General features: G+C 61.5%; 11 protein-coding genes. 10 read left to right on the top strand and 1 reads right to left on the bottom strand.

Annotated features, from left to right (window positions below):
• The 10 genes from LQT98_RS05420 to argS form a co-directional block, all read left to right on the top strand.
• The coding region (locus LQT98_RS05420; RefSeq protein WP_231461404.1) for a ferritin-like domain-containing protein at positions 1 to 696 on the top strand (696 nt) is incomplete at its 5' end.
• A 32-nt stretch (positions 697 to 728) separates the two neighbouring features.
• The gene (locus LQT98_RS05415) at positions 729 to 944 is read left to right on the top strand and encodes a hypothetical protein (protein ID WP_048410283.1); all 216 of its coding nucleotides are present in this window, start codon (positions 729 to 731) and stop codon (positions 942 to 944) included.
• Positions 945 to 1,108: 164 nt separating this feature from the next.
• A complete protein-coding gene (locus tag LQT98_RS05410) occupies positions 1,109 to 1,528 on the top strand; it encodes a hypothetical protein (RefSeq protein ID WP_048410284.1) in 420 nt (139 codons plus the stop codon).
• A gap of 33 nt (positions 1,529 to 1,561) precedes the next feature.
• Positions 1,562 to 2,905, top strand: a complete 1,344-nt coding sequence (trhP, locus tag LQT98_RS05405) for a prephenate-dependent tRNA uridine(34) hydroxylase TrhP (protein ID WP_048410285.1) — start codon at positions 1,562 to 1,564, stop codon at positions 2,903 to 2,905.
• Between the two features lie 739 nt (positions 2,906 to 3,644).
• Entirely contained in the window at positions 3,645 to 4,745 is a 1,101-nt protein-coding gene (locus LQT98_RS05400; RefSeq protein WP_048410286.1) for a polyamine ABC transporter substrate-binding protein, read from the top strand.
• A 291-nt stretch (positions 4,746 to 5,036) separates the two neighbouring features.
• The gene (locus LQT98_RS05395; protein ID WP_048410287.1) at positions 5,037 to 5,945 is read left to right on the top strand and encodes an ABC transporter permease subunit; all 909 of its coding nucleotides are present in this window, start codon (positions 5,037 to 5,039) and stop codon (positions 5,943 to 5,945) included.
• Entirely contained in the window at positions 5,942 to 6,781 is an 840-nt protein-coding gene (locus LQT98_RS05390; protein WP_048410288.1) for an ABC transporter permease subunit, read from the top strand. Before LQT98_RS05395 ends, LQT98_RS05390 begins: the two co-directional genes overlap by 4 nt.
• A gap of 123 nt (positions 6,782 to 6,904) precedes the next feature.
• Entirely contained in the window at positions 6,905 to 8,401 is a 1,497-nt protein-coding gene (locus LQT98_RS05385) for a DUF3138 family protein (protein WP_231461403.1), read from the top strand.
• Between the two features lie 95 nt (positions 8,402 to 8,496).
• Positions 8,497 to 9,531: an MBL fold metallo-hydrolase gene (locus LQT98_RS05380; protein ID WP_231461402.1), complete on the top strand. Its 1,035-nt coding sequence runs from the start codon at positions 8,497 to 8,499 to the stop codon at positions 9,529 to 9,531.
• A 167-nt stretch (positions 9,532 to 9,698) separates the two neighbouring features.
• Positions 9,699 to 11,417 (top strand): arginine--tRNA ligase, encoded by a 1,719-nt coding sequence (gene argS / locus LQT98_RS05375; protein ID WP_048410291.1) that lies wholly within the window; start codon positions 9,699 to 9,701, stop codon positions 11,415 to 11,417.
• Positions 11,418 to 11,631: 214 nt separating this feature from the next.
• Here argS and LQT98_RS05370 read toward each other — a convergent pair whose 3' ends face one another.
• Positions 11,632 to 12,861 carry a DUF4419 domain-containing protein gene (locus LQT98_RS05370; protein ID WP_231461401.1) on the bottom strand — a complete coding sequence of 410 codons (1,230 nt, stop codon included), beginning with the start codon at positions 12,859 to 12,861 and terminating at the stop codon, positions 11,632 to 11,634.
• Positions 12,862 to 13,352: the final 491 nt, after the last annotated feature.

Below are 13,352 nucleotides of genomic sequence, written 5' to 3'. Positions count from 1 at the left end.
CCGCCCTATGCCTTGCCCGAGGCCGGGCGTCCGCCGCGGCCGGAGCTGGTGCACCCGGCCAAGGTGCCCAAGCGCAGCCTGTCCACGCGCCAGGGCCACGCGGCGCTGATCCACGCCATCGCCCACATCGAATTCAACGCGGTCAATCTGGCATTGGACGCCGCCTGGCGTTTCCGCGAGATGCCGGACGCTTTTGTCAGCGATTGGCTGCAGGTGGCGGCGGAGGAGGCGCGCCATTTCGCCATGCTGCGGCGGAGGCTGCGGGCGCTGGATTGCGACTACGGGGACTTCCCCGCCCACAACGGCCTGTGGGCGATGAGCTGCAAGACCGATTACGACCCGCTGGCGCGCATGGCGCTGGTGCCGCGGGTGCTGGAAGCGCGCGGCCTGGACGTGACGCCGGGCATACAGCGGCGGCTGGCCGGCATCGGCGATCATGACACGGTGGCGGTGCTGGACATCATCCTGCGCGAGGAAGTGGGCCATGTGCGCATCGGCAACGCCTGGTTTGCCCGGCTGTGCCGCCAGCGCGGCCTGGAGCCGGAAACCTGTTTCCAGGAACTGCTGCGGCGCCACGATGTCCAGCTTTACCGCGGCGCGTATAATCTGGCCGCCCGTGAACGGGCGGGTTTTTCCACGCAGGAACTGGAAATACTGCGCGCCTTGAGCGAAGACGACACCGCCGCCGCCGGCTAGCATGCCAACGGCCTTATCCGGAATCAGCAAACATGCTATTGAATTTGTTTAAAAAGATGCAAAAGCAGCGCCGCTTCGCCATGACGGTGCTGTTGCTCAGCACCCTGGTTTTCGCGCTCAGCTCGGCGCTGTGGCGCGGCCTGGACAGCGGCCCGGGGCCGCTGCTGGCCATTCTGTGTCCGCTGCTCATGCTGCTGGCGCTGATCGGCCAGTTCAGCGCGCTGCTGGCTTTGGCGAAAAGACCTTAAACCAGAAAAGGATTTTAAAACAGCGGCTTAATGTCGCGTTTGCGACTGCGCGCGCACTTGACTGGCATCGGCAGGCCGCGCATAATCGCCCCCGTATCAACGAGGGTCAGGGCTCCACATCGGGTGGAGCCTTTGCTTTTTGGAATTTTCGGAGAAACCGAGTCATGGACCATCAGGCATTCCTGCGCCAATTGGAAACCAATGCGCTGCCTGCATCCGACTTCAACCACCGCGCGCACCTGTACGCCGCCTGGGCCTACCGCCGCCAATACCCGGCGCCGGAAGCCGCAGCCCGCTGCGCGCGCGCGTTGTCGCGCTTCGCCATGGTGAATGGCGCGGCGATGAAGTATCACCACACCCTGACCATGGCGATCCTGGTGATCCTGTACAGCCGGATGGCCAGCCAGCCCCGGTTGCTCGAGGACTGGGAGGCGTTCGCCAGCCACTGTCCGGACGTGCTGGCCGACGCCCGCGCGGTGATCCTGCAACATTATTCTTCAGAGCGCCTGGACGACGAGTCGGCGCGCAAAGGCTTTGTCGAGCCGGACCGCGAGCCGTTGCCGATGTCCTGTCTGCTGCACTGAGCCCACGCTCAACGAACCCCACCAGAATAAACAATGAAAGCACCGGAACTTCTGCTGCCGGCCGGCACGCTGGACAAGATGCGCGCCGCCTATGACTTTGGCGCCGACGCCGTCTACGCCGGCCAGCCGCGCTACAGCCTGCGCGCCCGCAACAACGACTTCAAGCTGGAAGAGCTGAAGCAGGGCATAGACGAAGCCCACGCACGCGGCAAATTGTTCTTCGTCGCCAGCAACATCCTGCCGCACAACAGCAAGATCAAGACCTATATGGCCGATATGGAGCCGGTGGTCGCGATGAAGCCGGACGCGCTGATCATGGCCGATCCCGGCCTGATCATGATGGTGCGCGAAAAGTGGCCGGAAGTGCCCATCCACCTGTCGGTGCAGGCCAATACCGTCAACTACATGGGCGTCAAGTTCTGGCAGAAGCTGGGCGTGTCGCGCATCATCCTGTCGCGCGAACTGAGCCTGGACGAAATCGCCGAAATCCGCCAGCAATGCCCGGACATCGAACTGGAAGTGTTCGTGCACGGCGCGTTGTGCATCGCCTATTCCGGCCGTTGCCTGCTATCCGGCTATTTCAATCATCGCGACCCGAATCAGGGCACCTGTACCAACGCCTGCCGCTGGGATTACAAGGTGCACGACACCCAGGGCGACGACGCCGGCGATGTGCAGACCATCAAGTTCGACTTCAACAAGGCGCTGGAAGAGGCGAATCAGAGCTTCGCCTCCTGCGGCGGCGCCGAACGCCACCCGTTGGCGGACAAGACCTATCTGATCGAAGAGGGCAGCCGCCCCGGCGAGCTGATGCCCATCATCGAAGACGAGCACGGCACCTACATCATGAACTCCAAGGACCTGCGCGCGGTGGAGCAGGTGGAGAAGCTGGCCAAGATCGGCGTGGACTCGCTGAAGATCGAAGGCCGCACCAAGAGCCTGTACTACGTGGCGCGCGCCGCCCAGGTCTACCGCAAGGCGATCGACGACGCCGTCGCCGGCCGCCCGTTCGACCTCGGCCTGCTGGCCGAGCTGGACGGTCTCGCCAACCGCGGCTACACCCCGGGTTTCCTGGAGCGCCACCAGACTCAGGAATACCAGAACTACATCACCGGTCATTCCAAGGCCAAGCAGAGCCAGTACGTGGGCGATGTGATCGAGGTCGATGCCGACGGCTGGGCGCTGATCGAGGTGAAGAACCGCTTCGCGGTGGGCGATCGCATCGAAATCATCCACCCCAGCGGCAACCAGATCATCGAACTGGCGCAGATGACGCGCAATGGCGAGCCGGTGGCGGTGGCCGCCGGCAACGGCATCCAGGTGCGCATTCCCGACATGGCGGGCAAGGAGAAGGCGCTGCTGGCGCGGCTGTTCTGACCCAGAGTTGGATCGTGCGAAAACAGGCGGCCGCGGCCGCCTGTTTTTTTTCGCCCTGGCGACGCCCACGGTCAACCTTGCGTCGCGGTCATGCGTTTTGGGTGCTGTGATCGGCGTGGGTTACAGTTCGGATTGTTGATAATAGTGAACATTTGGAATCGGACTGTGGCGCATGTGTTTATTTTTTTGCACTGCAAGATCAATAAAAGTTGCGTGCATAAAAAAATATGGTTAAAAAGTAGTGACGTATCAGAGAGAGATGTAAATTTTATTAAACATCCACTGAGCGTGGAGACAAGAGGAGATGATGTGAGCGGAAATGGTCGTTTGGCGGCCAGTTCTCGCGCATCGGCATGGGAGCGCAAGCTTTGCGTGCAGGTTTCCCTGGCCGTTCATTGACACCCGCCAACTAGAACGCGGGGCGGAACGGCCCGAATCATGACCCTTAACACCTCGAAAGTTGCAAACCGTAACGCGCGGATAGCTGGCATGGCGCGCTGCGGGGTGTAAGTTGGCATCAGCAGCGCGCTGGGGGGCGCCGGAAACCGGCTCGCCCATCGCAAGCTGGTGCCGCATTCGACCCAGGTCCGCCCAGGCGGCCGGGGACAATGGAGCAGCGCCATGGCCCGGCAACGGGCGGGGAGCGTGGCGCTGAGGTTGCCGTTATCGGGTCGCCCGATGCTCGCAGGCCACAGGCCCGGCGTCGGACAGCGCGGCCCGTTCCATTAGGAAGCCTGTCATGCAGAATAAGCTGGTTCGCAAAGCGCTGTGTTCATTGCTGATGTTGCTGCCGGTCGCGGCGGCGCACGCCGAAGACAAGGCGCTGAATGTCTACAACTGGTCGGACTATATCGCCAAGTCCACCATCCCCGGGTTTGAAAAACAGAGCGGCATCAAGGTCAAGTACGATGTCTACGACAGCGACGACACCTTGCAGGCCAAGATGCTGACCGGCCGCGCCGGCTACGACATCGTGGTGCCCACCTCCAACTTCATGGCCAAGCAGATCGAGGCCGGCATCTACCAGAAGCTGGACAAGTCCAAGCTGCCCAATCTGGCCAATCTGGACAAGGCGCTGATGGCCAAGATCGTCGACGCCGACCCGGCCAACGCCCATGGCGTGCCCTGGGCCTACGGCACCGACGGCCTCGGCTACAATCTGAGCAAGGTCAAGGCGGCGCTGGGCAAGGACGCGCCGCTGGACAGCTGGGACATCCTGTTCGATCCCAAATACGTATCCAAGCTCAAGGGCTGTGGCGTATCGGTGCTGGACCAGGCCAACGACGTGTTCGCCGTCACCCTGCACCACTTGGGCAAGGACCCCAACAGCAAGAACCCCGCCGACTACCAGGCCGCTTTCGAAGCGCTGAAGAAAATCCGGCCCTACATCACTCAGTTCAACTCCTCCGGCTATATCAACGACCTGGCCAACGGCGACATCTGTCTGGCGCTGGGCTTCTCCGGCGACGTCAACATCGCCAAGCACCGCGCTCAGGAGTCCAAGCGGCCGTACCAGTTGGCCTATGTGATACCCAAGAGCGGCGCGCCGCTCTGGTTCGATGTGATGGTGATCCCCAAGGACGCGCCGCATCCCGAGGCCGCGCTTAAATGGATCAACTACATCCAGTCGCCGGAAGTCAACGCCGCGATCACGAACGAAGTGTTTTATCCAACCGCCAACGCCGCCGCGCGCAAATACGTGAAGCCGGAAATCGCCAACGACCCGGGGGTGTACCCGCCGGAGTCCGTCGTGAAAACGCTATTCCTGCTCAAGCCCTTGCCGTCCGACATCATGCGCCTGCAGAACCGTCTGTGGACGCAGCTGAAGACGGGGCGCTGAGGCAGGCGTCCAATACCGCCGCCGCGCCCGCTTGAGCCGGGACGGCGGCTGCCGATAGTCAATCCGAGCGCGAGCACGCCATGCCGGCCAGGCCGGCGGGGACGCGCGCGCCCGGCGTCCGGCATGATCAGGAGGAGTGAGACAGGCGATGTCCGGCCGCCGCGGCCGTGGGTATCCGGGAGAAGCGTTCAAGAGGAGGCCGTTCGATCGACAGCCCGCATCAGACGGGCGCGGAGGATGGCGCAAAAGCAATGCAAGCGAGCCGGATCAAACCGGCCATGTGGTGCTGACATGAAAAGTCTCAAGCTAAGCCGTTGGCTGCCGTCGGGTAGAACCACCGTCATCGGCATGCCGTTCCTGTTTCTGCTGGTGTTCTTCCTGCTGCCCTTCCTGCTGGTGGTGGGCATCAGCTTCTCGCAGCAACAACTGGGCATTCCGCCTTACACCCCGCTCACCAAGCTGGAAAACGACGTATTCACCATCGCGCTGAACATCGGCCATTACAAGTTCATGCTGGGCGACGACTTGTACTTCGCCACCTATATCAGCTCGGTGAAGATGGCCTTCGTCTCCACCGTGCTGTGTCTGCTGATCGGCTACCCGATGGCCTATTACATCGCCCGGGCCTCGGACAGCGCGCGCAACACCCTGATGATGATGGTGATGCTGCCGTTCTGGACCTCCTACCTGATCCGCGTCTATGCCTGGATCGGCATCCTGAAGAACGATGGCTTCCTCAATCAGTTCCTGCTGTGGCTGGGCGTGATCGACACGCCGCTGCGGCTCTATCACACCAACTGGGCGGTCTATATCGGCATGGTGTTTTCCTACCTGCCGTTCATGATCATGCCGCTGTACGCCCATCTGGTGAAAATGGACCTGAGGCTGCTGGAAGCGGCTTACGACCTGGGCGCGAAACCGTGGAAGGCCTTTGTCCAAGTGACCTTGCCGCTGTCCAAGAACGGCATCATCGCCGGCAGCCTGCTGGTGTTCATCCCGGCGGTGGGCGAGTACGTGATTCCGGAACTGCTGGGCGGCTCCGACACGCTGATGATAGGCCGCGTGATGTGGGACGAGTTCTTCAACAATATGGACTGGCCGATGGCGGCCGCGGTGACCTGCGCGATGGTGCTGTTGCTGCTGGTGCCGATGGCACTGTTCCAGCACTACCAGGTCAAGAATATGGAGGCCGCGAGATGATCAAGCCCAACAAGACGCTGTCCTTCCTGGTGCTGGGCCTGGGATACGGCTTTCTCTACCTGCCCATCGCGCTGCTGGTGCTGTACTCCTTCAACGAGTCCAAGCTGGTGACGGTATGGTCCGGCTTCTCCACCAAGTGGTATGCCGCGCTATTGCAGGACGACGAACTGATCAACGCCGCCTGGCTCAGCGTCAAGATCGCGCTGATGACCGCCACCGCCTCGGTGGTGATCGGCACCTGGGCCGGCTTCGTGCTGGCCCGCTTCGGGCGCTTCCGCATGTTCACCCTGTTCGCCGGCATGATCAACGCGCCGCTGGTGATTCCCGAGGTGATTCAGGGCATTTCGCTGCTGCTGCTGTTTGTCGCGATGGAGCAGGCCTTTGGCTGGCCGGAGGGACGCGGCGTGTTCACCATCTGGATCGGCCACGTGATGCTGTGCGTGTCCTATGTCGCCATCGTGGTGCAGTCGCGGGTGCGCGAATTGAATCTGTCGCTGGAAGAGGCGGCGATGGATCTGGGCGCGCGGCCCTTGAAGGTGTTCTTCGTGATCACGCTGCCGCTGATCTCGCAGGCGCTGGTGTCGGGCTGGCTGCTGTCGTTCACGCTGTCGCTGGACGATCTGGTGCTGACCGCCTTCCTGTCCGGCCCCGGTTCCACCACCTTGCCCATGGTGATCTTCTCGCGGGTGCGCCTGGGCCTGAACCCGGAAATGAATGCGCTGGCAACGCTGTTCATCGTGCTGGTGTCGGCCGGGGTGGTGGCGGCCAACATCTATATGCGCATGGCGGAGCGCAAGCGCGAGCGCGAGATGAAACTGGCTTTCGCCCAGGCTTGAGCCGGGCGGCATAACAATATAAACACGCATGCCGGCGCGGCGATGCCGCGCCGGAGCGTCCGTGGATGAGCGCAGGCTGTTCTCGAATGTTGTATCCAAAAACATGCAACAAGGGAGTGGGAAATGAAGAGAATACTGATCAGCGCGCTGATAGCTGGCCTGCCCGGCATGGCGCTGGCCGATGCCAAGGCGGATGAAATCGCCAAGCTCAAGGCGCAATTGCAGGCTTTGCAGACCCAGATGCAGGCCTTGCAGCAAGCCGTGGCCGCCGCCACCGAAGCCAAGGCGCCGGCCGACGACGCCAACGCCGAACTGAAGGAGAGGGTGGCCGGCATGGAATTGAAGGTGGACAAGCTCAACAACGCCGCCACCGATGGCCCGCTGGCCGGGCTCAGCGTCACCGGCTACCTGGACCCGACTTATATCTACAACCGCGCCAACAACAGCTCGGGCTTCCAGTTCCTGAATCACCAGAATACCTACGCCTACAGCAACAGCACCTTCGGCGATGTTTATCTGGACATCAAGAAGACCTTCGGCGTCGGCCCCACCGCGCCCAGCGTCGAAATCAGCATCATGCCCAATCGCGGTTCCGGCAATACCCTGCTGGATGGCGGCAGCGGCAACAACATCATCAACACCGCCCAGTTCACTTACCCGCTGTCGGACACCTGGTCGCTGACCGCGGGCCTGGTCAATAGCTTCGGCGGCTATGAGATGCAGCAATCCAACCAGATGAACACGCTGACCCATGGGTTGCTGTACGACTTCAGCGTGCCGGGTTCCTACGTCGGCGCCGGCTTCAACTGGGCGCATGGCGACTGGGCGTGGAAATTCCTGCTGGGCAACGAGCAATACCGCACCCATGCCAACCTGGCGACCACCGGCAGCAATAGCGATAACGGCAACCCCATCGTCAAGAGCAATAACACGCCTACGCTCACCGGCCGGGTCGATTATACCTGGAGCAGCGCGCTGGATCTGGGCTGGTCCTTCAATGCGGGCCGCCAGACGCTGCTGACCAGCGCCGCCCAGCCCGCTGGCAACCCGGTGCCGGTGAGCAATGGCTGCCTGGCCGGCAACAGCGGTTTTGGCTATCAATGCGCCAGCAACGATCCGTACAGCAACTACTTCTATACCGAAGTCGACGCCAGCTACGCCTTGAACGATATCCAGTACAACGCCGAGTTTGATTACGGGCGGCAGCAAAACGCCGCCTGGAACGGCGGCGCGGCGCAATGGTATGGGGTGTCCTTGCTGGGGCATCGCAAATGGATGACCGACATCCTGGGCAAGATGGGCGCCACCTTGCGTTACGATTACCTGAACAACAGCAAGAACGGCGGCGGCGGCGCCGGCGTGGCGCTCAACGCCAACGGCTACGACGGCGTCAACGGCTTTGGCGTGTCGCAGGCCTGCGTGGCCAGCGGCGCCACTGACTGCAAGGGCGCCAACCGCCAGGCGCTGACCGCGGATCTGCTGTTCTACCCGACGGATCAGCTGACGCTGAAGTTCGAATACCGTCATGACTGGGCCAGCCAGGACGTGTTCCTGCGCAACGACGGCCGCTTCCGTCGCAGCAACGATATGTTGGGCGCGCAGGCGGTGTACAGTTTCTGAGCGCGAGAGCAAGACGGGCGGCCCTGCACGGGCCGCCTTTTGTTTTATCCGGGCATGGGCGACAATGCCCATCCCTTTCTCGCTACTTCCATGTCATGTCGCGATTGAAACCCTGGCTGCAACACCGCTGGCCGCTGCCGGTGTATCGCCCCGATCCGCAGCAGCCCCATCACGGAGCCGATGGCTACCGCAATCTGTTTCCCTTCCAGCAGCCGCGGCTGCTGGACGTGCTGCGCTGGGAATGGCAGCGCAGCCGCATGCCGGCGGTGCGCCACCGGCTGGAGCGCATTCCGCGCCAAGCGCCGGAGTTGGCCGCGCTGAACGCCAACCGGGATCGGCCGTCGCTGACCTGGGTGGCTCACGCCACCAGCTTCATCCAGCTGTGCGGCAAGAACATCCTGATCGACCCGGTCTGGTCGCGGCGCGCTTCGCCGTTCCAATGGGCGGGGCCGGAACGGCAGCTGCCGCCGCCGATGACGCTGGAGGCGCTGCCGGCGCTGGACCTGGTGTTGATCACCCATAATCACTACGACCATCTCGACTTCAACACTGTGCGCCGGCTGGCGCGCCAGCCCGCCGGCTGCCCGCAATTCGCCGCGCCGCTGGGCGTGGGGGTGATTCTGCGGCAGGCCGGCGTGCCGGCTTCGCACATCCACGAACTGGACTGGTGGCAGCGTTACCGCTTGGATGGCGTGGAAGCGGAGCTGACGCCGGCCCATCACTGGAGCAAGCGCTGGATGATCGGCGATGAGAACCGCGCGCTGTGGGGCGGCTTCGCCGTGCGCGGCGACGGGCTGCAGTTCTGGTACCCCGGCGATACCGGCTATCAGGACCAATTGTTCCGGCTGATAGGCGAGCGCCTGGGCACGGTGGATCTTGCGCTGCTGCCGATAGGCGCTTACGAGCCGCGCTGGTTCCTGCATCCGCAGCATGTGAACCCGGAGGAGGCGGTGCGCATCCTGCTGGATACCGGTGCGCGCGCCGCCTGGGCGGTGCATTGGGGCAGCTTCATCCTCACCGACGAGCCACTGGACCAGCCGCAAGATGACCTTGCCGCCGCCTTAGCGCAATGGAATATTTTGCCCGAGGTGTTTCGACTGTCGGCCATGGGTGAAACCCGCTGGTTTTGAGCCGGATGCCGGCAGAAAATCCCAAGGGCGACCGCTTGGCGAGCACTTTGCCGATATGGCTTGGCCGCAAGCATTGCCCCTGATGGCAAGCGGGAATACAATCAACAAGTAGTTTTTTTCAGAAGCGAAGACTAATTTTCGTTTTCGCGGCAATTCTTGGGGCTCTAATGACTATTCTTCAACTGATCAATCAACGGGTGCAGGCCGCCCTGGCGGCAGCCGGCGCGCCGGACGCGCCTGCCGTGGTGCAGCCGGCGTCCAAGCCGGAATTCGGCGACTACCAAGCCAATGGTGTGATGGGCGCTGCCAAGCAGCTCAAGACCAATCCGCGCGAACTGGCCCAAAAAGTGGTCGCCGCGCTGGATCTTGCCGGCATCGCCGACAAGGTGGAAATCGCCGGCCCGGGTTTCATCAATATTCATCTAGCCCCTGAATATCTTGCCCGACGAAGCGAAGCCGCCCTGAAAGACGATAAGCTAGGCATCAACCGCGTTGCGCCGCAGCGCGTGATGGTGGAGTACTCCTCGCCCAACCTGGCCAAGGAAATGCACGTAGGCCATCTGCGTTCCAGCATCATCGGCGACGCGCTGGCCCGAGTGATGGAATTCGTCGGCCACGACGTGGTGCGCGCCAACCACGTGGGCGACTGGGGCACCCAGTTCGGCATGCTGACCGCCTATCTGGTGGAAACCAGCCACGCCGGCGACGCCGAACTGCAGCTGTCCGATCTGGAAACCTTCTACCGCAACGCCAAAGTGCGTTTCGACGAGAGTGAGGACTTCGCCAACCGCGCCCGCGACTACGTGGTCAAGCTGCAGGGCGGCGACCAGGACGTCTTGAAACTGTGGGAGCAGTTCGTCGACGTGTCGCTGAAGCATTGCGAGGCGGTGTATCAGAAACTCAATGTCGGCCTCAAGCGCGAGCACGTGCGCGGCGAATCCTCCTATAACGACGACCTGCCGGTCATCGTCGAAGAATTGCGCGCGGCCAGCCTGCTGACCGAGGACGACGGCGCTCAGGTTGTGTTCCTGGAAGAATTCCGCACCCAGGAAGACAAGCCCATGGGCGTGATCATCCAGAAGAAGGACGGCGGTTATCTGTACACCACCACCGACCTGGGCGCGGTGCGTTATCGCCACAAAACCCTGAATCTGGACCGCGTGATTTACGTGGTTGACGCGCGCCAGAGCCAGCACTTTGCCCAGATGTTCTCCATCTGCCGCAAGGCCGGCTTCGCGCCGGACAGCATGAAGCTGGAGCATGTCGGTTTCGGCGTGATGATGGGCGACGACGGCAAGCCGTTCAAGACCCGCTCCGGCGGCACCGTCAAGCTGATCGAGCTGCTGCAGGAAGCCGAAGAGCGCGCGTTCGCGCTGGTGACGGAGAAGAACCCGGACCTGCCGGAGGCCGAGCGCCGCGATATCGCCGCCGCCGTGGGCATCGGCGCGGTCAAGTATGCCGACCTGTCGAAGAACCGCATGAGCGACTACATCTTCAACTGGGACACCATGCTGGCCTTCGAGGGCAATACCGCGCCTTATTTGCAATACGCCTATACCCGGGTGCAGAGCGTGTTCCGCAAGGCCGACGGCTACGACGCTAATGCCGCCATCGTCATCACCGAGCCGGCCGAGAAGCACCTGGCCGCCGCGCTGGCGCAGTTCGAGGACACCTTGCAAGCGGTGGTGGATGGCTGCTACCCGCATTATCTGTCTCAGTACCTGTACAACATCGCCACGCTGTTCTCGCGCTTCTACGAGGCTTGCCCCATCCTCAAGAGCGAGGGCGAAGTCCGCGCCAGCCGTCTGCAATTGTCGGCGCTGACCGCCAAGACGCTGAAGACCGGTTTGGACCTGCTTGGCATCAAGGTGCTGGACTCGATGTAAACCCGCCGGCCCTGGCTGGAAAAAATGCCGCCCGCGCTTTGCGCCGGCGGCATTCTTCATGGGAGGCGGGCATCGCGACACCCGCTTCCGGGCACGGACTTAGAGCCGCTAACAACACCTCGCAGAGAAGCTGAGCCAAGGCGTGCCGACGCAGGCAGTATCAGTAGTACGACAAGGAGGCACAACGCAGGATCAGGGGTGTTGTTAGCGGGCCTTAATGGTATTTGAAATAGACGTCGGACATTTCCCGCCGTTGTCCGTTGACGATGGCGTGGGCCCGCTCGCCAATGAGGTTGTGGTGTTCGTCCTCAATATTGACGGTGGCGTAGTCCAGCGAGAGCGCTTCGATGCCCAATTCCGCCAGGGTGTAGATTTCCGAGGGATCGGCAACTCCGTCTTCATTGTGGTCGATCCACACCTTGAGCTGCTGGAAAGCCGGGTCCTGGCTATCGATGATGCCGTCCTTGTTCTGGTCCAGCTGGGCCAGCTTTTTGAAACCTTCGCCAGCCTGGCCGCCGCCGAACATCTTGCTGGCGTCGCGGATCATATTGTCGCCTTCGGGGTCCCAGAACAGAAATCCGGACCCCTTGGTGATCCAGCCGGTGAAGTATTTCTCGCCACTGCCATCGAAGTCGAATTGCACATTGGAGTCAAAGATCGACTTGGTGACAATGCCTTTGCCATCCAGGTTGATGACAATCGGAGAAACAATCGGCAGGTTTTGGGCGACATATTTGCGTGTGACCGGGCAATTGGTGCCAAAAGTCAGCACGAACTCCTTGACAACGTCCCAAGAGTAATTGGAGGGCTTGTCGACCGGGCCGCTTCTGCGGTTGTAACGAGGGGTGGCGTAGCAGTCATCAACGTGTCGGAAGTCGGTATAGAACACTCTGGGATAGCCAATGCTGGAGACATTGACCGGCAGGATCTTGACGCCGTACAGCCGCTCCAGCTCATCGACATTCTGTTGCAGGCTGCGGCGTTGACGAGTGGACTTGTCAACCGGGCAACTGGCGCCACGCAGCTTGGAATAGGCTTTCAGGGCCGACAGGTCCTTCAGATAGCCATGCACGTCTTCATTGACCATACATAGCGCCTGAGTGGCGAAATCCACGCAGTTTCCGCCAATCAGCTGATAGCCAATCTCCTTGTCCAGCGTTCTCTTGACACTGGTCCTCGCATAATTGAGCGCCTTCTGAAACTGGGCCTCTTCAACCGACAGAAAAGTTTGGGAATACCAGGCCGAGCCTTTGCTCATTCTTACTTTATTGGTCTCGGTTTCTTCCAGGATGCCATGCAGGTCGCCAGCATGATTGGCGCCGTAAGTGCCCTGGTAACTGCCATCCTTGCCGTAGAACGAGAGGTTGACATGCCCGGGAGTAAAGTTGTCCAAGATGGGGTTGCCATGAAATTGATTGATGATTATTTGTGGTTTTTGCGCCATGTTGTTTCTTTCCAATAATTATTGCTAACAAGCCCGGTGAATTTTAAAGAAACGCTGATGGCGAAAGTAATTGATCTGGTTCAGTACTTTGGCGTGACGGCAAAGATCGCTATTGGGGCGCAATAGCAGATTCAGTCCGTTCGACTGCGGGATGGGAACGACGTAGTGATTGAGGCAAGACAGCAGGGCGCGCAAGCCTATCCGCCTCGTTTCGGAATGCCGGGTCAAGCCGGTAGTGTTTATTGCTGGTTTCGATTCTTTTATTTTTCAATCCAGTGCATTGGCGCTGAGAACGTTTCGCCGCGGAAGGCTTGACGGCAGGGTGGACGCAATTGACGCGGCTAGGCCGCTCTTGATGGCCGGCGCCTCCTATCGGCTGGGACTTGATCCCAAGCTCCCACCACCGCGTGCGGCGGGCTGATACCCTCGTGTGTTCGTGCTCCGGGTCATGCCGCCGACTTTGATCCGGCCACCAAGAATGCGACGCAAGC

Origin of the sequence: Chromobacterium aquaticum (assembly GCF_021129195.1) — a bacterium.
Classification (GTDB): domain Bacteria; phylum Pseudomonadota; class Gammaproteobacteria; order Burkholderiales; family Chromobacteriaceae; genus Chromobacterium; species Chromobacterium aquaticum.
The sequence above is the reverse complement of the archived record's forward strand: the minus strand, read 5'-3'. Positions and strand labels throughout refer to the sequence as shown.

What these genes read in the sequence shown, in the direction of transcription:
- LQT98_RS05415 (WP_048410283.1), top strand. Translation starts at nt 729, where the DNA reads ATGCTATTGAATTTGTTTAAAAAGATGCAAAAGCAGCGCCGCTTCGCC.
- LQT98_RS05410 (WP_048410284.1), top strand. Translation starts at nt 1,109, where the DNA reads ATGGACCATCAGGCATTCCTGCGCCAATTGGAAACCAATGCGCTGCCT.
- trhP (WP_048410285.1), top strand. Translation starts at nt 1,562, where the DNA reads ATGAAAGCACCGGAACTTCTGCTGCCGGCCGGCACGCTGGACAAGATG.
- LQT98_RS05400 (WP_048410286.1), top strand. Translation starts at nt 3,645, where the DNA reads ATGCAGAATAAGCTGGTTCGCAAAGCGCTGTGTTCATTGCTGATGTTG.
- LQT98_RS05395 (WP_048410287.1), top strand. Translation starts at nt 5,037, where the DNA reads ATGAAAAGTCTCAAGCTAAGCCGTTGGCTGCCGTCGGGTAGAACCACC.
- LQT98_RS05390 (WP_048410288.1), top strand. Translation starts at nt 5,942, where the DNA reads ATGATCAAGCCCAACAAGACGCTGTCCTTCCTGGTGCTGGGCCTGGGA.
- LQT98_RS05385 (WP_231461403.1), top strand. Translation starts at nt 6,905, where the DNA reads ATGAAGAGAATACTGATCAGCGCGCTGATAGCTGGCCTGCCCGGCATG.
- LQT98_RS05380 (WP_231461402.1), top strand. Translation starts at nt 8,497, where the DNA reads ATGTCGCGATTGAAACCCTGGCTGCAACACCGCTGGCCGCTGCCGGTG.
- argS (WP_048410291.1), top strand. Translation starts at nt 9,699, where the DNA reads ATGACTATTCTTCAACTGATCAATCAACGGGTGCAGGCCGCCCTGGCG.
- LQT98_RS05370 (WP_231461401.1), bottom strand. Translation starts at nt 12,861, where the DNA reads ATGGCGCAAAAACCACAAATAATCATCAATCAATTTCATGGCAACCCC.